The following is a 23,236-nucleotide window of genomic DNA, read 5'->3' on the forward strand; positions in this document are numbered from 1 at the left end:
CGGATTATTTAGAGCGTGGGATCAAAAAAATTTTCTGCTCGCGGGTAAGCAAATTTTTCTCCGGACGCTCGAAATTCGCGCGCAGACCGCGTCATGCGTCGGCATGTTCTATCCCAGCTTGAAATGCGCGCCTGGGCATCCGTGCAAGAGTTCCTAACTGACTGCCAATTGCACGCTTTTTCGCGCAAAATTTGCCTCTACGAAACCGTGGCGGTCAGTTTGTGCATCTGCACATTTTTATCCATTTCGCAAGGGCCGGCGCCGCAACAATACATTGCCAGTTGCTTTGCAGCGTTGTTGCGCTGCAAAAGTATTCTTATCTTGGTAATCTCCCACCCTTGGTCATTCGACTGCGGGTAAACGTGTAGCGGTCAACCCCGATTGCACGCCAATTTCAGCGAAATCCAGCCTACATATCCATTTCAATGCTTTCTATTTTGAAGGCGTTGATGTGGCGTTTTGTACTTAAAGTTTTCGATAGAGCACATGCCATTGCCTCTTCTTAGCCTTCTAATCTGGATCCCTATTATCGCCGGCGTGGTGGTTTTGCGTGCCGGATCCGACGCGGCACGTAGTCGCACCCGGTGGCTCGCGCTGATCGGCGCGATTGCGGGTTTCCTGCCGGTGATTCCGCTGGTGTCGAATTTCCGCAACGACGTCACGTCGATGCAGTTCGTCGAGAACGTGCGCTGGTCGCCCACGTTCGATATCGCCTGGCATGTGGGCGTGGACGGAATTTCGCTGTGGCTCGTCGCGCTGACCGCGCTCACCACGATCATCATCGTGGTCGCCTCGTGGGAGTCGATCACCGAGCGGACCGCGCAGTACTTCGGCGCGTTCCTGATGCTGTCGGGTTTCATGCAGGGCGTGTTCACATCGCTCGACGGCATGCTGTTCTTCATCTCGTTCGAAGCGACGCTGATTCCGCTGTATCTGTTGATCGGCACGTGGGGCCAGTCGAACCGCTCGTACGCCGCGGTGAAGTTCTTCTTCGTGTCGTTCCTCGGCTCGCTGATGATGCTGATGTCGATGCTGTATCTGTACAGCCAGACGCACAGCTTCGACCTCGCGCTGTGGCGTGAGACGCACCTCGGCACGTGGCCGCAGGTTCTGATCTTCCTCGGCTTCCTCGCCGCCTTCGGCGTGAAGGTGCCGATGTGGCCGCTGCACACGTGGCTGCCGGACGTCCACCTCGACGGTCCGACGGGCGCCGCCGTGATGATCGGCATGCTGAAGCTGGGCGGCTATGGTCTGCTGCGTTTCGCCTTGCCGATCGCGCCGCAGGCCAGCCACTTCTTCGCGCCGATGATGATCACGCTCTCGCTGGTCGCGGTGATCTATGCAAGCCTGCTCGCACTCGTGCAGACCGACATGCGCCGCCTGCTCGCGTATTCGACGGTCGCGCACATGGGCCTCGTCACGCTCGGGCTGTTCGTTTTCAACCGCATCGGCCAGGCCGGCGCGATCGTGCAGATGCTGTCGTACGGCGTGGTGTCGGGCGCGATGCTGCTGTGCACGGGCATGCTCTACGACCGCACGAAGACCGCGTCGATCGCCGAGTACGGCGGTGTGGCCAACACCATGCCGCGCTTCGCCGCTTTCGTGATGCTGTTTTCCATGGCCAACATCGGCTTGCCGGGCACTTCGGGTTTCGTCGGCGAATTCATGGTGTTGATGGGCGCGATTCGCTTCAACTTCTGGATCGGCGCGATGGCGGCCACCACGCTGATCCTGAGCGCGGCTTACACGCTGTGGATGTACAAGCGCGTGATCTTCGGCGCGATCGCCAACGCTCGTGTGGCGAACCTCAAGGATCTCGGCAAGCGCGAGTTCGTGCTGCTCGGCGCGATGGCGCTGCTGGTGCTCGCCATCGGCATCAATCCGAAACCGTTCACCGATGCGATCGATCCTTCGGTCGGCACGCTGCTGGCTCAATCGGAGCGCTCGACTCATCCTTCGGACGGCGCGCCAGCTGATGGCGGAGAGCATCTGCAAGCCGCAGTGCCCGCACCGGCAGCCGCGACCACCCGCTCGCCGGGCTGATCGAACGAGCTGCGGCGCAGCCGCAGCATTCGCCTCGCGAATGTTGCCTCGTCAACGCGCTTTTTTCCTTATGGATCAAGTCTCTTTGCACGCACGACACGCGGCGTGGCCAATCAGGCCGCGTCGCGTTTTCGCGCTTGTTTAAAGGGGTTTTCGCGTTTCGCCGGCATTTCAATACTCGGCAAGAGGGCGCCGCAGACGCCCACCTGCGCGCAGCCATGCGGCAACGTGTCGCACGGTGCTGCGACGCAATAGATCGTTGCTAAATCGAGTGTTTATTACGGCGGAACGTCCCCCTATTATGCGAGCGCTTACTATTGGAGAGCGGTCGAATGACGTTCGTGGAAGACGTAAAAAAGAGGCAATGGATATGAAAGGAAAGACTCTACGAGGGTCGCTTAGTTTCCTTTCCGGCAGCCTCGTGTTGTTGCTCTCGGGTTGCAGCAACCTCGATATTCTGAATCCGAAGGGGAGTGTGGGTCTGGCGGAACGTGAGCTGATTGCCACGTCCACCTGGGCCATGCTGATCGTGGTCGTGCCGGTTATCGCGCTCACGCTGCTGTTCGCGTGGCGTTACCGCGCGTCGAACAGGAGCGCCGACTATCGTCCGGGCTGGGTGCATTCGACCGGTATCGAAATCGCCATCTGGACGATTCCGACGCTGATCATTCTGTTCCTCGCCGTGTTGACGTGGAAGACCACGCACGAACTCGATCCGTACAAGCCGCTCGAGTCGCAGGTCAAGCCGATCAACGTCGAAGTCGTCGCGCTCGACTGGAAATGGCTGTTCATCTATCCGGACCTTGGCATTGCGTCGGTGAACCAGCTCGCGTTCCCAGTCGGCACGCCGGTGAACTTCACGATCACGTCGGACACGGTGATGAACTCGTTCTTCATCCCGCAACTCGGCGGCCAGATCTACGCGATGGCGGGCATGCAAACGCGCCTGCATCTGATCGCGGATGAAGCCGGCAACTACGCGGGCGCCTCGGCGAATTTCAGCGGCAAGGGCTTTTCGGACATGAAGTTCCGCGCGCTCGCCACTTCGCCTGAAGAGTTCAACGCATGGGTTGCGAAAGTGCGCGCTTCGTCGGACAACCTCAGCATGGACCGTTATCACACGGTATCCGCGCCGACCGAGAAGGAGCCGGTGCGCTACTTCTCGAGCGTCGATCCGAAGCTCTTTCACAACATCATTGCCCGATACAACAACGGTAACGTCCTCGACAACATGAAGGACGCCAACTGTGCGCCAAAGGGCAAGGGGTAACACATGTTCGGCAAACTCTCACTAGACTCGATTCCGTACCACGAGCCGATCATCATGGTCACGGCCGTGATGATCGCCCTCGGCGGTGCGACGGTCCTGGGTCTGATCACCTATTTCGGCAAGTGGCGCTATCTGTGGACCGAATGGCTCACGTCGGTGGACCACAAGAAGCTGGGCGTGATGTACATCGTCGTTGCGCTGATCATGCTGTTCCGCGGCTTCGCGGACGCGATCATGATGCGTCTGCAGCAGGCGCTCGCTTACGCGAACCCGGGCTACCTGCCGCCGCATCACTACGACCAGGTGTTTACGGCGCACGGCGTCATCATGATTTTCTTCATGGCGATGGCGTTCATGATCGGCCTGATGAACATCATCGTGCCGCTGCAAATTGGCGCACGCGACGTCGCGTTCCCGTTCATCAACTCGCTCTCCTTCTGGATGACCGCAGTCAGCGCGATCCTGATCAACATCTCGTTGGTGATCGGTGAATTCGCGCAGACCGGCTGGCTGGCTTATCCGCCGCTCTCCGAATTGCAGTTCAGTCCGGGAGTCGGGGTCGACTATTACCTGTGGAGCTTGCAGCTCTCCGGTATCGGCACCTTGCTGACTGGCGTGAACTTCTTCGCGACCATCGTGAAGATGCGCGCGCCGGGCATGACGTTCATGAAGATGCCGGTGTTCACGTGGACGGCGCTCTGCACCAACGTGCTGATCATGGCGTCGTTCCCGATCCTGACCGTGACGCTCGCGCTGCTGGGTCTGGACCGCTACCTCGGCATGCACTTTTTCACGAACGATGGCGGCGGCAACGCCATGATGTACCTGAACCTGATCTGGGCGTGGGGTCACCCCGAGGTGTACATCCTGATCCTGCCGGCGTTCGGTATCTTCTCGGAAGTCGTGGCGACCTTCGCCAAGAAGCCGCTGTTCGGCTACAAGACGATGGTGTGGGCGACCTGCGCGATCATGGTGCTGTCGTTCCTCGTGTGGCTGCATCACTTCTTCACGATGGGTTCGGGCGCTGACGTCAATGCATTCTTCGGTATCGCCACGATGGTGATCGCGATTCCGACCGGCGTGAAGGTGTTCAACTGGCTGTTCACGATCTACAAGGGCCGCCTGACGTTTACCCCGCCGATCCTGTGGACCATCGGGTTCATGATTACTTTCACGATCGGCGGCATGACCGGCGTGATGATGGCGATTCCGGGCGCGGACTTCGTGCTGCACAACAGCCTGTTCCTGATTGCTCACTTCCACAACGTGATCATCGGTGGCGTGCTGTTCGGTTATCTGGCCGGCTTCAACTACTGGTTCCCGAAGGCGTTCGGCTTCAAGCTGAATGAAAAGCTGGGCAAGGCATCGTTCTGGTTCTGGCAGATCGGTTTCTGGGTGGCATTCACGCCGCTGTACGTGCTGGGCTTTATGGGCATGACGCGCCGTATCAACCACTATGACAACCCGCTGTGGCACCCGTGGCTGATCCTGGCCGCAGGCGGTGCGGCGCTCATCGCTATCGGCATCGCGCTCCAGGTGGCGCAGATCATCGTCAGCATTCGCGATCGCAATCTGCCGCAAAATCGCGACGTCACGGGCGATCCGTGGGACGGCCACACGCTGGAATGGGCAATCAGCTCGCCGCCGCCGGTGTACAACTTCGCGATCATCCCGACGGTGCACAAGCTCGACGCGTTCTCCGACATGAAGTCGCGCAAGGGCACGCAAGCGAAGCCTGTGTATAGCGACATTCATATGCCGTCGAATACGTCCGCGGGTGTGATCGCCGGTGTGTTCTCACTGGTGCTCGGTTTCGCCGCTGTCTGGCACATCTGGTGGCTGGCAATCGTCGGCCTGGTTGGCGCGGTCGGCACCGTGATCGTCTACAGCTTCCAGAAGAACGAAGGCTATTACATCCCGGCCGCCACGGTCGCGGAGATTGAAGAGAAACGCTCCGGCGTTGGTGCGCAGGTCGCGTTGGAGGTGGATTGATGATAACCAGGACTATTGACGCCGGCTCGCATCACGACGCGGACCACGTACCGTCGCAATCGGTGTTCGGCTTCTGGCTGTATCTGATGACCGACTGCATCATCTTCGCGGCGCTGTTCGCCGTGTTCGCGGTGATGGGCCATCAGTTCGCAGGCGGCCCGAGCGGCAAGGATCTGTTCGAGATTCCGGGCGTCGCGCTCGAAACGACGATGCTGCTCCTGAGCAGCATCACGTACGGCTTCGCGATGCTCGGCGCGCACAAAAAACGCAAGGGCGTGCTGCTGTTCTGGCTCGGCGTGACCTTCCTGCTCGGTCTCGCGTTTCTCGTGCTGGAACTGCGCGAGTTCTCGCACCTGATCGCCGAAGGCGCCGGCCCGAGCCGTAGCGCGTTCCTGTCGTCGTTCTTCACGCTGGTCGGCACGCACGGTCTGCACGTCACGTGCGGCCTGATCTGGATGGTGGTGCTCGCCATTCAGGTGATCGGCCATCGCGACCTGACCGAACGCGACATGATTCGCCTGACGTGCCTGAGCCTTTTCTGGCACTTTCTGGACGTCGTGTGGATCGGCGTCTTCACCTTTGTCTATCTCGCGAGCGTGATCTAAATGGACCATAGCCATAACGCCCACGCAGGTGAAAGTCACGGCAGCGTCGGCAGCTATACGACGGGCTTCATTCTCTCCGTCATTCTGACCGTCGCCGCTTTCGGCCTCGTCATGACCGGCACGTTGACGGGCGAGAACGCGTTGCTCGCGATCGCGGGCCTCGCGCTCGTGCAGATCGTCGTGCACCTGATTTTCTTCCTGCATCTGAATACGTCGTCGGAGCAGCGCTGGAATGTGATGGCATTTGCCTTCACGCTGCTGACCGCCGTCATCGTGATCGGCGGCACGTTGTGGGTCATGCACAACGTCAGCATGCACATGATGTCGCGCTAGACGAACGACCATTCGTTCGAAACGAAGCCCCGCAAGGCGAGAGTCTTGCGGGGCTTTTTTCGTGCGTCGACCGCAAGCGCGTGGCCTGCACCGAAGTGCGTCGGCGATTGACCGAACCGGCGAACCCGCGTTAGGATCGTTTCCATGACCGCTTCTAACCTTTCCCGTCCGCATTCTTTGCGCGCATGCTGTCACAGCCTGCCGAGGGGAGCTTGCGTCTAGCGTTCGATCTGCATACGTCCGCATCCCTGAGGCCACCCGTCACGCGACCGGTGGCCTTTTTGCTTTTGAACACCCAGCGCCTGGAGACATGACATGCCGCTTCGCCTCTACGACACCTGGTCGCGCGCCGTGCGCGAATTCACGCCGATTCACGCGGATAAGGTCGGCCTGTATTGCTGCGGCCCGACGGTGTACGACCACGCGCATATCGGCAATCTTCGGACCTATGTGTTCGAAGACGTGCTGCGGCGCGCCCTGGTGTTGAACGGATACGACGTGCGGCACGTGGTGAACATTACCGACGTCGGCCATCTGGTGTCCGATGCGGACGAAGGCGAAGACAAGATGGAGAAGGGCAGCCGGCGCACCGGCGAATCGGCGTGGGCGATTGCCGAGCGGTACACGGCGGCGTTCATGCACGACTGGCGCGCGCTCAACCTGCTGGAGCCCGCTCTCTGGTGCCGCGCGACGGATCACATTGCGGAGCAGATCGACTTCATCGTCGAGCTCGAGCACAACGGCTACACCTACCGCACGGCCGACGGCGTCTATTTCGACACCAGCAGGCAGGATGACTACGGCTATCTGGCGCGTCTCGATGTTGCGGGCCTGCAGGCGGGCAAGCGCGTTGCGGCAGGCGAGAAGCAGCGCGCGACCGACTTCGCGCTGTGGAAATTCAGTCCGCCCGGCGCCATGCGGCAAATGGAATGGGACAGTCCGTGGGGCCGCGGCTTTCCCGGCTGGCATATCGAGTGCTCGGCGATGTCGGCGAAGTATCTGAGCCCGTGGTTCGACATTCATTGCGGCGGCGAAGACCACATCCCCGTGCATCACAGCAACGAGATTGCGCAAACCCAGGCGCGCCACGGCACGCGCCTCGCCAACTTCTGGATGCACGGCCATTTTCTGTTGCTGGACGCCGGCAAGATGTCGAAGTCGGGCGGCGACTTCGTGCGTTTGCAGACGCTGATCGAGCGCGGCAACGATCCGCTCGCGTATCGCTATTTATGCCTTAGCGCGCACTACCGCAGCAGCCTGCGCTTCAGTGAGGCCGCGCTGGATGCGGCACAAGCCGCGTTGGACCGCTTGCGTAGAACCTATGTGCGGTGGCCGCAAGGCGGCACGCCGGACGCGCCGAGCGTGGCGCGCTTCAAGGCGGAGGTCGATCAGGATCTGAACTTGCCGCGCGCGCTCGCGGTGCTGTGGGACGTGGTCAGAAGCGATCTGCCGGCGGCGACGCGAAGGGCTACCGTCGATCGCTTCGATACGGTGCTGGGATTGCGCCTCGCCGACTGGCAAGAAGATGATGCGGCCAATATTCCAGCGGAAATTGCGGCGCTCGCTGACGAACGCGAGCAAGCACGCGCCGCGAAGCAATGGACCGAAGCAGACCGTTTGCGTGACGCGTTGGCGGCGGCAGGCTGGCTGGTGGAAGACAGCGCAAGCGGTCCCCTGCTGCGGCAACGCGGCAAAGCGGAGTAGCGTGACCGACAAACAGACGGACAGACGGCGTGGCGGTAACGTTCAGGCTTGCGCAACCGCCACGCCGTGGCGCGGACGAGCCGCACCGTTTACATCGGGCCTTGCCGGCACACTACAGCGGCACCACCTTCGGTTCCGAGTGCGAAGGCAGCTTGTCGAACGGGAAGTACACCGGTCCGCAACCGAGATGAACCGGCGGAAATGCATCCCAGCCGCGTCGAATGAGTGCCGGCTGTTCCGCGCCGCCACAACCGGAAGGCGCTTCACGTGTCAGGTAGGCAATGCCGCCGCGAATCGATAGCGATGCCGTGCGGTCGAGTTCGTCGATGCGGGCCAGGTCTTTGAGGACGAGGTTTTTCATGGTGGATCTCCAGCGGAGTGAGTGAATCAAGGTGGATCGAGGAGAGCGGAGAAATGCCGCACTCATGCCTGTTGATTGCACACACCATGCCATCGGCGGCAAAGCGCCGTGCCGCGTGCTTCTCCGGCGTTTCCCGAGCAACTGTGATGGAGATCGGCCAACTGGCTGCAAGGCGATGTCGGCAATTCGCCGACATGCGTCCGCGCGTCATGCAGTCATGAAGCTCGCTGAAAATCACGTCACAATAGACCGTTACCGTGAACCGTGCGCATGGAGCGCAGGGTTCGTTGAATCTCGTCAGCAAGGAAAGGAGAACGCATGAGCCAGCTCAAAGCCATCGAATATTCCGCGGCGTCGCCGGAAGTCAAAGCCGTGTACGACGATATCAAACAGATCCGTCAGGTCGACGACGTCAACAACTTCTGGAAGTACATCGCCCAGCATCCGCCGACCCTCGCACGCACATGGGACAGTCTGAAGGACGTGATGGCGCCCGGCGCGCTCGATCCGCTCATCAAGGAACTGCTCTACGTCGCGGTGAGCGTGACGAACAATTGCGGCTACTGCGTGGCGAGTCACACGGCGGCAGCGCGCCGCGCCGGCATGACCGACGAGATGTTCGGCGAACTGCTCGCGGTCGTGGGCATGGCCAACGAGACGAATCGGCTGGCAGTGGGATACCGCGTGCCGATCGATCCGGCCTTCGAATAAGCGCTGTAGCGGGCGTAACAGTCCGCGCGGTGTTCTGCGCCTTCGACAATGCGATATTCAGCGCCGTAGTCAGTGCGATACGTCGCGCCATTCCGCCAGCAAGGCGGGCAACGCGCCCATGTCCCTGAACACATGTGTGGCACCCGCGCCATGCAAGGCGGTCGCGCTGCTGTGGCCGAGTTCGATCGGGCAATAGCCGAACACGGTGGCACCCGCGGCAACGCCCGCGGTCGCGCCTGTCACCGTGTCTTCGATCACCGCGCAACGGCGCGGATCCACACCGAGCGCCGCGGCCGCGGCCAGGTAGACATCGGGAAAGGGTTTGCTGCGGGGCATTTCGTGGCCGCTGAAGATGCGTCCTTCGAAGCAGTCGAGAATCCCTGCCTTGGCCAGTTGCATCTCCACCTTGATGCGATCCGCGCCCGACGCGACCGCGATGCGCGCATTCAGCGCCGCATGAAGCGCACGCACCGCATCCGGCGCGCCGGGAATCGCAACGAGTTCGAGGTCCAGCGCCGCATTGCGCCGCTCGCGAAACTGCATGAGCCAGTCTGTCGTGATCGCGACGCCGGTGCGCGCTTCGATCAGCGCGGCTTCGTCCCGGACGGCTTTGCCCACGAAAATGCGCATCGTCTCTTCGACGCTCAAGTGCCAGCCCAGCTCGCCGAGCATCTCGGTGAGCACGCGGTTGGTGATGGGTTCGGAGTCGACGAGCACGCCGTCGCAGTCAAAGAGTACGGCGTCGAAGGGGAAATCGGCCATCGGGCAGGGTACGGATAAAGTTCGCGGAACCGGCAAGGATACCTCACCGGCTCGCTCCCCGCAGTGCAAGGGCCGCGTGAGCGGCCTTCGCACCTGGCTCGCAACGTTAGTCCTTGTACCCGTCGCTCAGCGTCTTCATGAACGCGATGATGTCCTGAATATCCTGATCGCTCATCGCCGGTTGATCGCCGAACTTACGATCGAACGGTGCGTCGGCCACGTCCACGTTGGCATGGTACTGAGCCGGCAGATCGTTGTACTTCTGCACCTTGCCCGACGTATCGCGCGGATAGATTTTCTCCGGCGACGTATTGCGCAGGTTGTAGAAGTCCATCACCTGCTTCAGATCGTGATACACGCCGTTATGGAAAAACACCTTGCGATCAGCGGCATTGCGCAGCGTCGGCGTGAGGAACATGCCGCAATACTGCGTCTGTTTGGCGAGGTCGTCGCGGAACGGTCCGCACACGCCCATATCGAAGAACTTCGGATCCTTGTTGACCGGAATCGCCGGGTTGCGCGGCACGCCGAGCGCTTCGTATTGCGTGTCGGTGAACACCGGCGGCAAGCCGTCTTTTCTCGGCTGGCTCAAATGGCAGCCGGCGCAGTTCGCCTTGTCCTTGTCGTTGAACAACTGCAAGCCGTGCAGCTCGGCATGCGTCAAACGCGCCTTGCCTTCGAGCCAGTAGTCATACTTGCTGCTGAAAGCATGGAACGACGGATCCTCGATCTGATATCGCCCGACGGCGAACATCGCCTCGGAAATCAACAGGCTCGGATTGGTGACGATGCCGGGTCCGAAGATCTGCTTGAATTGATCCAGGTACTTGGTCGCCAGCAGCTTGTGAGCGACATCCCGCGGTGTTGCGTTGGCCATTTCCACCGGATTGGTGAGCGGTCCGAGGGCCTGGTCCTGCAAAGTATCGACACGGCCGTCCCAGAACAATCCGCCTTGCGGCACCATTGCCGCAGCGGCGGGCGCGGCGAGCGCCGTCTTTTGCGCGCGCTGCACGCCGGCGGCTTGCGTCGCCAGTTGCGTCATATCCACCGGCACATCGGTGTCGCCCTGATCCGGGCCGATGCTGAACGGCGCCTGACGATACAGATACGTGAGCGAAGGCGGCGGACGATAACCCGCCTGGTTCATATGCGCGCCGCCGAGTTGTACCGGGAACGCGTTGTCCGGCCCATACGAATGCTGCGGCGAGTGACACGACGCACACGACTGCGTGCCCGACGCCGACAAACTCTGGTCGAAGAAAATCTGTTTGCCGAGCAGCGCCACCGCGCTTAGCGGCGCGCTCTGTGGACGCAGCAACGTGACCGGATGCGGATTCGCGCCGGTGATTTCCTCGACGATCTCGCCGACCGCGGACGGCGTGCGCTCCGGGTACACGAGCGCGTACGCGCAGTAGACGATGAACGCGAGCACGATACCGGCCGCGCTCCTCGCGAGCAGCGTGAGCCACGAGCGGCGGGTAATCACGGGGCCGGGCTCGCCGCCGGCCGGCAGATGCGAAGGCAGGGCGGCGTCTGAAGGAGGGTTCATGACGGTGATGACAGCTAGTTCGATCGGCTGCGATAAAAGCAAAATCGAGCCAGCACGTTTGCACTGGCTCGACGCCCAACTACGGCTTATGGGTGCGTGACGCTTTTCACTACACGCTGCCGCGCGGCGTGAGGCATGCATGGGGCACGTGCATCACTCACCGGCAAGCGGAAGAGGAAAGCGCTCGGCACGTCCGCGGATCAGCTCGCCGGCGCGGCTGCCAGCTTCGTACCCAGGCTCTGATCCAGGAACAGCGCCGGATTGTTGCCGGAGCCCGAGAAGTTGAACATGTTCATGATGCTGCCCGCCGTCGCGTCGAACGAACCACCGCCCAGGCGTTGCCCGCCCAGCCAGTTGTCTTCGATGAAGCGCACCACGGAGGCCTGGGTGATCGGCGTATCGTCGACGAAGTTGACCTTTGCCCACGGCGACACCACGATAAACGGCGTACGCGTACCCGGGCCGCAACGGCCGTTCACCGCACCGCCGTTCACGCCTTGCGGCTGCACCGCGCCCGCTGCCGTGCACTGACCCACGCCGCTCAGGTTGTCGCTGCCCGCCACCGTCTTGCCGCCCGCGGATTGCGGCGTGGTCGAATCGAACGATGCGCTCGTCGGCGCCTTGAAGCGGTGGTCGTACCAGCCGTCCGAATCGTCGTAGGCGATGATCACGGCGGTGTTCTTCCAGTCAGGCTGCTGTTGCAGGAAGTTGATCACCTTCGTGACGAACGCCTGTTCGTCGATCGGATCCGAATTGCCCGGGTGGCCGTCGCTGATCGCTGGCGCCTTCAGGAAGTTGACGGACGGATAGTTGCCCGCCTTCACCGCAGCGAAGAAGTCGTCGGTGTCGTACTGGTGGTGCACCGGCGTTGCCGTGTTGTCGAGCGGATCGGTCGCGCCGATCAGCGCCGTCGACGTCGGACGCGTATGCGCCAGGTTGGCCGTGCTCGCGTAATACTGGAACCACGCGTGATGCTGCACGTAGTCGGCCTTGGTCGCGTTCAGCACTTGCGAGAAGGTCGAGCGCGCGCAGCCGACCGTGCCGTTCGGGTTGACGGTCTGCAGATTGAAGCCGCCCATGAAACCGCCCCACGTCAGGCCCTTCGCGTTGAGCAGGTCGCCGATGTTCTTGTTCTTCGACGACATCACCGCCGTCGGCGGGCTGTTCGCCGCGATCGTGCAGACGTCGCCGGTCGGGTCGAGGTCGCCGATCATCGTGAAGCCGCCAGCGGAGTCCGGAATCGCGTTGGGCGAGGTGCCGCCCGTGACGACCGCGCCGTTGTTCTGGCCGGAGACCACTTCAATCGCGCCCGGCGTCGACGGGCCGTACGTGTCCGTGTACGCGTTCTGGTTCATCGCGAAGTTCTGCGCGTAGTTCCACATGGCCGTGACCGTGTTGCCGTCGAAGTAGCCGAGCACCTGGCCCTTCGTGGCGAACGCGCCGGTGCTGCCGGCGATCGTCGAGGTGGCGGCCGTAAACAGCGGGAACGCGTCCATCGCGCCGTTGTCATAGGCGAGCTCTTCGGCCGCGTAGGCGTGGTTCTGGCTCGACGTATTGGCTTGCGAACGGTCCAGGCGGAACGGCACCAGATCGGTGGCCGGCAGGCCCAGGCCCGCGATCGCCACGCTGCCGACCGTGCGGCCCGCCGTGTTCGGCGAGGTGGCCAGGGCGTTCGGGTTGACCGTGATCAGGTTGTTGCTGATGAGGTTGTTGACCGTCGGCGTGCCCGCGGCTGCCACGAATTGCGGCTCGCCGGTCGGGTTGGCTGCGCTCGGGTAGGTCCCGAAGTAGTGGTCGAACGAAACGTTCTCGCCGAAAATCACCACGACGTGCTTGATCGGCGTGGCCGTGGCCACGGCGTCCTGAGCCGATACCACCGGTGCGGGCGTGTTCACGTTGTTGTTCCCGCAAGCTGCGAGCGCAAGCAGCGCCGCGAACGGGACGGGTAAGAGGGTTCTACGGAACATTTGACAGGGCTCCAGATTCGACTTCGCCGTTCAGCGTTTCCATCGGAATACGTGTGGATGATCGCTGGGGATATCGCTAGAAATACAGCTAGTGCTAGTGGTCTTGCCGCGACGAACTGCGCGCATTGGACCATTCGATAATTAAGATTTCGAGGCGCGAACCTTACCGAAGCCCTCGGTTTTTATTCATTTGCGTAACCTTTCCTGTCGTTCCGCTGACGCAGCGTGGGCGCGCGGCAACAGCTGCGACCCTGCGCCTCGCGTTTCATCGCGGTTTTTCCCGCATCCTTCTTTCCTTTTGAATTTTTCACACGCCCGTGGCGACGGATTTTTTCCGCTGCTGCGTTCAACAGGAAACGGCGCCGCTTTTTCCGGCTTCGGCTCTTATGGGAGAAACCAACATGACATCCACCAAACCGCTTCGCTTGCTCACCTCCGTGCTGGCTGCCGCGCTGACCTGCGCCGCCACGCTGACCGCCGCGCCGGCCTTCGCGCAGGCGGTGATCGTCGCGCCAATGGCGCCGCCGCCGCCGCGCGTCGAAGTGATGCCGGCGCCGCGTGCCGGTTACGCATGGGATCCCGGCCACTGGCGTTGGGCCGAAGGCCGTTATGTCTGGGTGGGCGGCCACTGGCAGGCGGTGCGCGTCGGGCATCGCTGGGTGCCGGGGCACTGGGTGGCGCGTGGCCCCAACTGGCGCTGGGTGGAAGGCCATTGGGCATGACCGGGAAGCGCTGCGACGCTCGACGTTGTTCGGCGCGCCGCGTCCCCCAACCAGGCAGACTGCTATGAAAACGTTCGTGATGATTCTGCTGGCGGCCATGCTCGCCGGCTGTGTGGTGTACCCGGCGCGGCCGGCCTACTATCGGCCGGCGGTCGTCGTATATTGATTGCGGTTGTGCATGGCAAGGCGTGCTGTCTTCTGTCCCGCGCTCACCGTTCGAACCGGTGCGCGTGCAACCATCCGTGAGAGGTGCAGCCAGCATGAGAGGCATCAGAAGGCGTGACGTTCGTCCCACGGCGCGATCCATGCGGCGCGACGCACTCGCGCTCAGGAGCGTCATGCCTTGAGCGAACGCGACCCCGACGCGGAACTGCTCGAACAGGTCGGCCGGCAAGATCCGGCCGCCGTCCGCTCGCTCGTCTCGCGCAAGCTGCCGCGTCTGCTCGCGCTCGCCACCCGCATGCTGGGCGACCGCATGGAAGCGGAAGACGTGGCGCAGGAGGTGTTCGTGCGCATCTGGAAACAGGCGTCGCGCTGGCGGGAAGGCGAGGCGAAGTTCGACACGTGGGTCCATCGCGTCGCGCTCAATCTCTGCTATGACCGGCTGCGCGGCCGGCGCGAGGAAACCCGCGAAGAGATGCCCGAGGAGGTCGATCCCGCGCCGCTGCCTGAGGCCGGACTCGAAGCGCGCGCCGAGGACCAGCGGGTCCGCGATGCACTCGCCGCGTTGCCGGCACGCCAGCGCGAGGCGTTGGTACTCAACTACTACCAGGAAATGTCGAACATCGACGCCGCGGCCCTGATGGGCATCAGCGTCGATGCGTTGGAAAGTCTGCTGGCACGCGCGCGCCGCAATCTGCGCGCTCAACTGGCCGGCAGCGGCCTTAGCAAGGACAAGTCATGACGCCCGAAAGATTTCAGCAGATCGTCGAGGCCTACGGCGCCGAGCCGCGCCGCTGGCCGCAACAGGACCGCGCGGCGGCGCAGGCATGGGCGCAGTCGCATCGCGCCGAAGCCGATGCGCTGCTGGCGGAGGCGGCCGGCGTCGATGCGTGGCTTGCCGCCGACAAGGTCGAGCCGCCGGACGCGGCCCTGCTCGAGCGCGTGCTCGACAGCGCGCCGGTGCGACAGCCGGCGGCGCCGCGGCGGCGCCTGTGGTGGTCGGGCGCGGCGGTCGCGGGCGTCGGACTGCTGGGCGGCGTGGCCGGCGCTTTCGCCGTGTCGTTCTTCGTGCTGACGGGAACGGGGCCGCAGGCGTCGCAAGCGCATGAGTCGTCTTATTTAACTTCGAGCTTCGGTGGTTCGTCCGCCGATTGGAGCGACGAATGAACGGCCGGTCGTGGAAAATCGTGCTGGTGGCCTCGCTGGTGCTGAATGTGTTTCTGGTGGGCGCGATCGTCGGTGGTGCGTATCAATGGTTCACCGCGCGCGGCGCCACGGCGCCCGTGCTGGCGCAACAGCGCGCGCTTCGCTTCGCCGCCGAAACGCTTTCGGCCGAGCGCCAGAAGGCCTTTGTCGAGGGCCTGAAAGACGCGCGCCGCGACGGCCGGCAATATGCCCGCGAAGGCCGCGAAGGGCGTCGCGAAGTGTTGCGTCTGCTGGCGGCGCCGCAGTTCGATCGCGCCGCGCTCGACGCCGCGCTCACGCGTACGCGCGAAGCCGACAGTCATCTGCGCGCGCAAGTGGAAGGCAGTGTGGCCGACTTCGCGGCGAGCTTGTCGCCCGAGGAGCGGGTTCAATTCGCCGACAGCCTGAAAGTGCGCGGGCAATGGCGTGAACCTGCGCCGGCGGCGAATGCGAAGAAACCGGCGAATCAGGCATCGAGCGAATCTTCGGGCGATTAAAAAAACCGCGGCGGCCGCGACGGATTTTCGCGTGGCGGCCGTTCAAGGAATATCCACAGCCGAAGAGGATGGTATGGCCAACTCACCGAACCTGAACACCGCGGCGATTGCGCTGAACCGCTTCGGCCTGGGCGCGCGTGCCGACGACACGCCGCCCGCCGACCCCAAAGCCTGGCTGCTCGCGCAGTTCGAACAGTACCAGGCGCGGCCGGCCGCGTGGGCGAACCAGCCCGACTCGGTGGCGCTCTCGACCGAACTGGTGCAGCAGCGCATGCAGTTCAATCAGCAGGCTCGCCAGAATGCGGGCGAGGGCGCGGCGACACGCTCCACGAACGCGCAGAACATGGCGAGACCTGATGGACAACCCGGTGCGCAAGCAGCGAACGCGCAAGACATGACAAAGCCGGGTGGCCAAACCAGCGCGCAGGCGAACGCACAATCAAACGCGCAGGCCGACACGCTAGGCCCGGCGCAAGCGAACGCGCAATCTGCCAGGCAAGCCGAACGAAAAGCGCTTCGCGGTGAAATACTCGACATGTACCGCTCGTCGGTGAATGCGCGGGTCACGAGTGCATTGACCACGCAGACGCCGTTCGTCGAACGGATGGTGCATTTCTGGGCCAACCACTTCGCGGTCTCCACCGAAAAGCCCGGCGTCGCGGCGCTGGCCGGTTCGTTCGAGGCCGAGGCGATTCGCCCGCACGTGCTGGGCCGCTTTGAAGACATGCTGGTGGCCGTCGAGCGTCATCCGGCCATGCAACTGTTTCTCGATCAGACGCGCTCGGTGGGACCGGACAGCATGGCGGCCATGCGTGCCGCGCAGCGAAACCCGGAGCGCAAGCGCGGCCTGAACGAAAACCTCGCGCGCGAAATCATGGAACTGCATACGCTCGGCGTGCGCAGCGGCTATAGCCAGGACGACGTCACCGAATTCGCCCGCGCTTTGACCGGCTGGAGCGTCGCGGGCAATCCGGCCAACGCCGGCAATGTCGGCAATGCGGGCAACGCGGGCCGGCTGGCCATGCAGCAGAACGCCGCGCCGGGCACCTTCGTATTTCGCGCCGCACTGCACGAGCCCGGTTCGCGGACCATCATGGGACGCCGTTACGATCAGGCGGGCGAAGAGCAGGCGCTCGCGATCCTGCATGACCTCGCAAGCGCACGGGCGACCGCGCAGCATATCGGCGGCAAGCTGGCCCGTCATTTCGTCGCCGACAATCCGCCGCCCGGCGTGAGCGAGCATCTGGCCAGCGCGTTCGAGCGCAGCGGCGGCGATCTGCCGACCGTCTATCGCGCGTTGATCGACATGCCGCTAGCGTGGTCGCCCACCGCCGTGAAGTTCAAGACGCCGTGGGAGTGGACCATTTCGTCGATGCGTGGGCTCGGCTGGCAGGACCTCGGCAAGCTGCAGGCGGCGCCCATTCTCACGCAGCTCGGCCAGCCGGTGTGGCGCCCCGGCTCGCCCGCCGGTTACGACGACATCGCCGCGAGCTGGGCCGCGCCGGACGCGCTCGTGCGCCGGGTCGAAGTGGCGCAGCGTTTCGCGTCGCAAGTCGGCGACCGGCTCGATGCACGCGCACTCGGCCAGACCCTGCTCGCCGGTTCGCTCAGTGCGCCGACGGCCACAGCGGTATCGCGCGCCGAAAGCGCATCCACGGCGATCGCGCTGTTGCTGGTCTCGCCGGATTTTCAACGGAGATGAATGCCATGCTGTCACGCCGCAAGTTTCTGAGCGCCGCCGCCGCCGGCGCGGGCGCGATGCTCGTGTCGCCGCAGATCGCGTTCGCGAGCGTCGCCACCGAGAGCCGTTTCGTGTTCGTGATCCAGCGCGGCGCCGCCGATGGTCTGAACATCGTCGTGCCCTACGCCGAACCCGCCTACGCAACATTGCGCGGCGCGCTCGCCATCGACACCTCGAACGCGCCACGCCTGAACGGCATCTTCGCGCTGCATCCGGCGATGGTGCAGACCGCCGCGATGTACGCGAACCATCAGGCGCTGTTCGTGCACGCGGTGGCGTCGCCATATCGCGACCGTTCGCACTTCGACGGACAGAACGTGCTCGAGACCGGCGGCACGTCGCCGTATCAGATGAAAGACGGCTGGTTGAACCGGCTCGTCGCGCAGTTGCCCGCCACGCGCGAAAACGCGATCGCGTTCGCGCCGACTGTGCCGATGGCGTTGCGCGGCCCAGCGGCGGTGACGTCGTATGCGCCCTCTGCGTTGCCGCAAGCCCCCGACGATCTGCTCACGCGGGTCTCGCAACTCTACGACCAGGATACGCAGTTGCGCCCGCTGTGGGAGTCGGCGATGACCGCGCGCGGCCTGGCCGGCGACGCCAGCGCGCGCCAGGATCCGGCGAGTCTCGGCAAGCTCGCCGCCAGTTTCCTGTCGCGCGAGAACGGTCCACGGATCGCGATGATCGAAACCGGCGGCTGGGATACGCACAGCGCGCAGAACACGCGTCTCGCCAATCAGTTGAAGGCGCTCGACACGATGCTCGCGTCGTTGCGCGATGGCATGGGCCCGTTGTGGAGCAAGACCACCGTGCTGGTCGCGACGGAGTTCGGCAGAACCGCTGCCGCCAACGGCACGGGCGGTACCGATCACGGCACGGGTTCGGTGGCGATGGTGCTGGGCGGCTCGGTGCAGGGCGGACGCGTGATCGCCGACTGGCCAGGCCTTGCGCCGCACAATCTTTACGAAGCACGCGACCTCAAGCCGACCACCTCGCTCGATGCGTTGATTGCCGGCACCGCGAGCGAAAGCCTCGGGCTCGATCCGCAGCGCACGGCGTCCGCGCTGTTCGGCCAGACGCCGGCGGGGCGGCCGCTGAGCGGCATCGTGCGTGCGTAACGGCGGTCGCCGCGAAAGAGTGCGCCTTCATCCACGTCGTCAACCAAAGAGCCGGTAAGGGAACCGGCTTAAATCAAATGAAAACACTCAGGAGAGGAACTTGAAAACGATATCGAATGTATGCGCCATATCGCTCGCGGGTCTTTGCGTTGCGCTGTTGTCAGCCTGCGTGGTCGAGCCCGCCAGACCGCCGCAACCCGAGCCGCTCGTCGAAGTGGTGCCCGCCGCGCCCGCGCCGGGCTATCACTGGGTGAAAGGCCACTACCGTTGGGAAGGCAATCATTGGGCGTGGGTGCCGGGGCATTGGAGAGGATGACGAGTAGCGGCCCTAACGCCGGCCGCCCGCAAGCCGTCGCGCATCCGGCAAACGCCGCAAACGCGCCATCGCGACACAGCCGAGAATCGGCCCGATCGCGAGCATGCTGAAGGCGCCGCGCCAACCCGCCAGCGCGACGACGTCCGGCACCAGATGAATGCTCACCAGCGTCAACAGAAAGCCCGCGCAAGTCTGCGCGGTCAACAGCGTCCCGATCGACGCCGGCTCGGCGAGCTCGGCAATACTCGCCGAGAACTGCGCGGAATCGGCAATCACGGAAATCCCCCAGCACAGCGCCACGCAGCCGACCAGCCAGACCGGCGCGCCGAGCAGCCAGCCCATCAACGCGGCGCACGCGCCGCTCACGGCCATCGCGCCAATCGTCACCGTCGTGCGGCCGAGCCGGTCCGCCAGTACGCCGCCGAGCCATGCGCCGAGCGCGCCCGCCGCAACCGCGCCGAAGGTCAGCCATTCGGCCGCCGCGCGCGGCTCCTGCATACCGGCCGCCGCAAAGCTCGCTTGCAGGAACACGGCGAGCCATGCCCACATCGCGTACAACTCCCACATGTGGCCGAGATAACCGAGGTTCGCGAGCCGCAACGCGGGGTTGCGCCAGGCGCCGGCCAGCGCGGACCATTCGATGCGCGTCGCGCGCGCCATGTTCGGGCCGACGCCGCACAGCAGAATCGCGACGCCCGCCAGCAGCGCGCAGCAAGCCGAGATGCCATAGATCGCGCGCCAGTTCGAACCGCCGAGTGCGGCCAGCAGATGCGGACTCGCCGAGCCGAAGGTCAGCGCGCCGACTAGCAATCCGATCAACAGGCCCAGGTCGCCCTTCGCCCAGGTCGCCGCGAGCCGCATGCCGACCGGATAGACGCCCGCCATGCAGATGCCCGTCAAGAGCCGCAGCACGATCGCGAGTGGACTCGCCGGCGCGAGGAACACGAGACACGCGGTGGCCGCGCCCGCCGTCAGCGCGCTGGCCATGAAGAGGCGCCGTGGATCGAAGCGGTCGGCGAGGGAGAGCAGGGCGCTCGTGACGGTGCCGGCCACGAACCCGGCTTGTACGGCGCTCGTGAGCAAGGTCGCCTGCAAGGCGGACAGACTCTCCGCCTGCTTGACGATCGCCACGACCGCCGACGATGAAAACCACACGCTCATCGCGCCCACCTGGCAGAGCAGCAGAATCACGAGCGAACGGGTCTTGCCGGCCATCGCGCGGCTCGATCGATGCGGGCTTGCCGAGGCCTCTTTCATGCGTGTCTTGTGCCGTGCATCCTGCGTTAGCCGGCCGATTCAGCGGCGAGCGCGCCGCTGGCTTCTGCCGTATGCGTCGCGTGCACGGAGCGCGCGCCGACGCGGTGATAACGGCGGCCGTAGTAGATCAGCGCGTCGCCTTCGACTTGCGTATGCGCGGCTTTCACCGCGCAGAAGAACACCGTATGCGTGCCGACTTCGGTGACCGATTCGATCTCGCAGTCCAGCGAGGCAAGCGCGCCGTGCAGGACCGGTGCGCCTGTCGCGAGGGTATCCCATTGCGCGGCGGCAAAGCGTTCCGCCATCGGCAGCGTGCTGGTGGCGAAGTGCGCGGCGAGTGTCTGCTGCTCCGCGCTCAACACGTTGACGCAGAGTTTGCCATTGGCGCGAAAAGCCGCGTTGTTGCGGCTGCTGCGATTGATGCAGACGAGCAGCGTGGGCGGCTCGTCCGTCACGCCGCAGACCGCCGACGCGGTGCAGCCGGCCAGACCCGCCGCGCCATCGCTCGTGATGATGTTGACGGCGGCGCCGAGGCCGGCCATCGCGTCGCGGAAGGTGCTTTTGTCAAGCATGGGAGCCTCTGCGGAAAAATCGCCGCGCCGTTGCATGCCGGTGCCGGTGGCGCGGGCCGCGCGAAGTGAAAACGTGCATGACGGCGTGATTGCTAAGCATTGCCTGGAATCGGGGCGGCGGCACAAGCGGGCGAGCGGAATTTCGCGGCCGTGTGGCTGGAAGGCAAACGCGCATGCCCGAAGAGTTTTTCGCGCAACGTGCCCTCACGATACGCTCGCTTGTAGGCGCCGCGTTCCTGCAGAATCGGCACGACGTGCGCGACGAAATCCTCGAAGCACTCCGGCGCGACCGTGCGCGATAGATTGAAGCCGTCCACGCCTGCTTCTTCGGTCCACGCGATCAACTCGCTCGCCACCCGTTCGGCCGAGCCGACAAGCGGCGCCTGGCGGCTGCCCAGCATCATCTGTTCGAGCAGCTTGCGTTTGGTCCACTGCGGACCGGCGGCGCGCGTCATGGCTTCGACGTTCGATACGATGGCCTGGCTCTTGCCGGTTTCGATCGGCTCGTCGAGGTCGTAGCGCGCGAAATCGATACCGAGCGACGCCGCCGCATGCACGAGCGCCGCTTCGGAACTGACATAACGGCGGTACTCCGCGTACTTCTCCTGCGCCTCGTTATCCGTGCGTCCGGTGATGACGGTTTGCCCGAGCAGCACCTTGATGTCGTCCGCGTGGCGGCCACCCGCAACGGCATGCGCGCGAATATCATCGACAATCGCTTTCACGGCCGGTCTCGCCTGGCCGTTGACGAACACGCACTCGGCGTGCGCCGCGGCGAACCGTTTGCCGCGCGCCGACGACCCCGCCTGATACAACACCGGCGTACGCTGCGGCGATGGCTCGCTCAAATGCATGGCGTCCACCCGATACTGCTTGCCGTGATGATGGATCACATGGACTTTCGACGCGTCCGCATACACACCCTGAACTTTGTCGCGCAGCACCGCGCCGTCATCCCAACTGCATTCCCACAGTTTGTAGACCAGTTCCATGTATTCGTCGGCGAGGTCGTAGCGGTCGTCGTGCGCCATCTGGCCGGTCAGGCCGATCGCGCGCGACGCGCTATCCAGATAGCCGGTGACGATGTTCCAGCCGACCCGGCCGCGCGTCAGATGATCGAGCGTCGACATGCGCCGCGCGAACAGATACGGCTGCTCGACCGTGAGATTGGACGTGACGCCGAACGACAGATGACGTGTCACCGCGGCCATGGCCGGAATCAGCAGCGTCGGGTCGTTGACCGGCACCTGCACGGCGCCGCGCAGGGCGGCGTCGGCGTTGCCGCCGTAGACGTCGTAGACGCCGGCGACATCGGCGAAAAAGATGCCGTCGAACAGGCCCGCTTCAAGCGTGCGGGCGTAGTCGGTCCAGTACTGCAGATCCGTATAGCGCGTGGACTGATCGCGCGGATGCGTCCACATGCCTTGCTGGATGTGGCCGACGCAGTTCATGTCAAAAGCGTTGAGAACGATTTCCTTCGGCATGGTGTCTTCCGGCTGGGGTGGACGAATGCTTGCGGCTGCGTTCGAGTCGCGTGGGTCGTGCTGGCTGGGCTTACCACGCGATCTTGCGTTTAATATAGTGGACGAAAAATCACTATGCAAGACTTTGATTTTGACTTTTAATGAGCGGCGAGGCGGCCGCGGGGCGTCAGCGTCCATACCCACACTGCCTCGATATAATTTGCGGTGCCCACTTTCCCGACTCTCGAACTCATCCATCTTTTCATGTCCGAATCCGCTGCCATCGATCTGACCCAGGCGATCTCCTCGCGCGTGAAGACCGAACGCGAGGCGCGCAACTGGTCGCTGAGCGAGCTGGCGGAGCGCTCGGGGGTGTCGAAGGCGATGATCAGCAAGATCGAACGAGGCGAGGCGAGTCCCACCGCGACGGTGCTCGGGCGTCTGTCAGGCGCGTTCGGCCTGACCTTATCGACTTTGCTGGCGCTGGCCGAGCAGACCGGCGAGCGGCTCGTGCGGCATGCGCAGCAGTCGGTCTGGCAGGACCCCGAGACAGGCTATACGCGCCGGCGCATCTCGCCACCCACGGGCGGCGTGCTGGAATTGCTCGAGATCGAACTGCCGCCTGGCGTGAAAGTACCGTATCCGCCGGATGCTTTCGTGTTCCAGCATCAGCAGATCTGGGTGACGCTGGGCGTGTTGACCTTCCGGGAAGGCAAGCAGGTTTACCGGCTGGAAGCGGGGGATTGTCTGCAGCTTGGCGCGCCGCTCGAATGCGAGTTCTTCAATGCGGGCGAAGACGTGTGCCGCTACGTGGTCGGCCTCGTTCGACGATAGGCGCTTCCATGTACGTTTCAATGGGCGCTTCAATAAGCGGTTCAAATACCAGGACGACAGGCAACGCCTCACGCT

At 63.8% G+C, this 23,236-nt stretch carries 22 protein-coding genes; 15 read left to right on the forward strand and 7 right to left on the reverse strand.

Annotated elements, in window-relative coordinates; all coding sequences use genetic code 11:
* The first annotated feature begins 486 nt into the window (after positions 1–486).
* From B0G74_RS22265 to cysS, 6 genes are all read left to right on the forward strand, one after another.
* The gene (locus B0G74_RS22265) at positions 487–2,043 is read left to right on the forward strand and encodes an NADH-quinone oxidoreductase subunit M (protein ID WP_132377056.1); all 1,557 of its coding nucleotides are present in this window, start codon (positions 487–489) and stop codon (positions 2,041–2,043) included.
* A 370-nt stretch (positions 2,044–2,413) separates the two neighbouring features.
* A complete protein-coding gene (gene cyoA / locus B0G74_RS22270; protein ID WP_132377057.1) occupies positions 2,414–3,313 on the forward strand; it encodes a ubiquinol oxidase subunit II in 900 nt (299 codons plus the stop codon).
* A 3-nt stretch (positions 3,314–3,316) separates the two neighbouring features.
* Positions 3,317–5,305, forward strand: a complete 1,989-nt coding sequence (gene cyoB / locus B0G74_RS22275; protein WP_132377058.1) for a cytochrome o ubiquinol oxidase subunit I — start codon at positions 3,317–3,319, stop codon at positions 5,303–5,305.
* On the forward strand, positions 5,305–5,910 hold the full coding sequence (cyoC, locus tag B0G74_RS22280; RefSeq protein WP_132377059.1) for a cytochrome o ubiquinol oxidase subunit III: 606 nt from the start codon (positions 5,305–5,307) through the stop codon (positions 5,908–5,910). Before cyoB ends, cyoC begins: the two co-directional genes overlap by 1 nt.
* On the forward strand, positions 5,911–6,243 hold the full coding sequence (gene cyoD / locus B0G74_RS22285; protein WP_132377060.1) for a cytochrome o ubiquinol oxidase subunit IV: 333 nt from the start codon (positions 5,911–5,913) through the stop codon (positions 6,241–6,243). It abuts the gene before it with no gap.
* Positions 6,244–6,558: 315 nt separating this feature from the next.
* Positions 6,559–7,947, forward strand: coding sequence for a cysteine--tRNA ligase (gene cysS, locus B0G74_RS22290; protein WP_132377061.1), 1,389 nt, complete (start codon positions 6,559–6,561; stop codon positions 7,945–7,947).
* Between the two features lie 112 nt (positions 7,948–8,059).
* Here cysS and B0G74_RS22295 read toward each other — a convergent pair whose 3' ends face one another.
* Positions 8,060–8,308: a hypothetical protein gene (locus B0G74_RS22295; RefSeq protein WP_132377062.1), complete on the reverse strand. Its 249-nt coding sequence runs from the start codon at positions 8,306–8,308 to the stop codon at positions 8,060–8,062.
* Positions 8,309–8,626: 318 nt separating this feature from the next.
* Between B0G74_RS22295 and B0G74_RS22300 the strand changes: the two genes are divergently transcribed.
* Positions 8,627–9,019 (forward strand): carboxymuconolactone decarboxylase family protein, encoded by a 393-nt coding sequence (locus B0G74_RS22300; RefSeq protein ID WP_132377063.1) that lies wholly within the window; start codon positions 8,627–8,629, stop codon positions 9,017–9,019.
* Positions 9,020–9,088: 69 nt separating this feature from the next.
* On the opposite strand, the gene B0G74_RS22305 is transcribed toward B0G74_RS22300, so the two are convergent.
* From B0G74_RS22305 to B0G74_RS22315, 3 genes are all read right to left on the reverse strand, one after another.
* The gene (locus B0G74_RS22305; RefSeq protein WP_132377064.1) at positions 9,089–9,781 is read right to left on the reverse strand and encodes an HAD family phosphatase; all 693 of its coding nucleotides are present in this window, start codon (positions 9,779–9,781) and stop codon (positions 9,089–9,091) included.
* A 106-nt stretch (positions 9,782–9,887) separates the two neighbouring features.
* A complete protein-coding gene (locus tag B0G74_RS22310) occupies positions 9,888–11,330 on the reverse strand; it encodes a cytochrome c peroxidase (protein ID WP_132377065.1) in 1,443 nt (480 codons plus the stop codon).
* Positions 11,331–11,530: 200 nt separating this feature from the next.
* Positions 11,531–13,297, reverse strand: coding sequence for an alkaline phosphatase family protein (locus B0G74_RS22315; RefSeq protein ID WP_132377066.1), 1,767 nt, complete (start codon positions 13,295–13,297; stop codon positions 11,531–11,533).
* Between the two features lie 401 nt (positions 13,298–13,698).
* Here B0G74_RS22315 and B0G74_RS22320 point away from each other — a divergent pair, with 401 nt between their 5' ends.
* From B0G74_RS22320 to B0G74_RS22350, 7 genes are all read left to right on the forward strand, one after another.
* The gene (locus B0G74_RS22320) at positions 13,699–14,019 is read left to right on the forward strand and encodes a YXWGXW repeat-containing protein (RefSeq protein WP_132377067.1); all 321 of its coding nucleotides are present in this window, start codon (positions 13,699–13,701) and stop codon (positions 14,017–14,019) included.
* Positions 14,020–14,362: 343 nt separating this feature from the next.
* Positions 14,363–14,923, forward strand: a complete 561-nt coding sequence (locus tag B0G74_RS22325) for an RNA polymerase sigma factor (protein WP_243658281.1) — start codon at positions 14,363–14,365, stop codon at positions 14,921–14,923.
* Positions 14,920–15,348: a hypothetical protein gene (locus tag B0G74_RS22330; RefSeq protein WP_132377069.1), complete on the forward strand. Its 429-nt coding sequence runs from the start codon at positions 14,920–14,922 to the stop codon at positions 15,346–15,348. The genes B0G74_RS22325 and B0G74_RS22330 overlap by 4 nt, the downstream gene beginning before the upstream one ends.
* Positions 15,345–15,863 carry a periplasmic heavy metal sensor gene (locus tag B0G74_RS22335; protein WP_132377070.1) on the forward strand — a complete coding sequence of 173 codons (519 nt, stop codon included), beginning with the start codon at positions 15,345–15,347 and terminating at the stop codon, positions 15,861–15,863. Before B0G74_RS22330 ends, B0G74_RS22335 begins: the two co-directional genes overlap by 4 nt.
* Before the next feature lie 73 nt (positions 15,864–15,936).
* Positions 15,937–17,565 (forward strand): DUF1800 domain-containing protein, encoded by a 1,629-nt coding sequence (locus B0G74_RS22340; RefSeq protein ID WP_132377071.1) that lies wholly within the window; start codon positions 15,937–15,939, stop codon positions 17,563–17,565.
* A 5-nt stretch (positions 17,566–17,570) separates the two neighbouring features.
* Positions 17,571–18,719, forward strand: a complete 1,149-nt coding sequence (locus B0G74_RS22345) for a DUF1501 domain-containing protein (RefSeq protein WP_132377072.1) — start codon at positions 17,571–17,573, stop codon at positions 18,717–18,719.
* A gap of 100 nt (positions 18,720–18,819) precedes the next feature.
* Positions 18,820–19,035 carry a YXWGXW repeat-containing protein gene (locus B0G74_RS22350; protein ID WP_207915691.1) on the forward strand — a complete coding sequence of 72 codons (216 nt, stop codon included), beginning with the start codon at positions 18,820–18,822 and terminating at the stop codon, positions 19,033–19,035.
* 12 nt (positions 19,036–19,047) lie between these two features.
* Here the strand turns inward: B0G74_RS22350 and B0G74_RS22355 are convergent, their stop codons facing one another.
* The 3 genes from B0G74_RS22355 to B0G74_RS22365 form a co-directional block, all read right to left on the reverse strand.
* Positions 19,048–20,292 carry an MFS transporter gene (locus B0G74_RS22355; protein ID WP_132377073.1) on the reverse strand — a complete coding sequence of 415 codons (1,245 nt, stop codon included), beginning with the start codon at positions 20,290–20,292 and terminating at the stop codon, positions 19,048–19,050.
* Positions 20,293–20,318: 26 nt separating this feature from the next.
* A complete protein-coding gene (locus B0G74_RS22360; protein WP_132377074.1) occupies positions 20,319–20,864 on the reverse strand; it encodes a flavin reductase in 546 nt (181 codons plus the stop codon).
* Positions 20,865–20,956: 92 nt separating this feature from the next.
* Entirely contained in the window at positions 20,957–22,348 is a 1,392-nt protein-coding gene (locus tag B0G74_RS22365; protein ID WP_132377075.1) for an LLM class flavin-dependent oxidoreductase, read from the reverse strand.
* Positions 22,349–22,591: 243 nt separating this feature from the next.
* Here B0G74_RS22365 and B0G74_RS22370 point away from each other — a divergent pair, with 243 nt between their 5' ends.
* Positions 22,592–23,161, forward strand: a complete 570-nt coding sequence (locus tag B0G74_RS22370) for an XRE family transcriptional regulator (protein ID WP_132377076.1) — start codon at positions 22,592–22,594, stop codon at positions 23,159–23,161.
* The last annotated feature ends 75 nt before the right edge of the window (positions 23,162–23,236 follow it).

This window comes from Paraburkholderia sp. BL9I2N2, assembly GCF_004339745.1.
Lineage (GTDB): Bacteria > Pseudomonadota > Gammaproteobacteria > Burkholderiales > Burkholderiaceae > Paraburkholderia.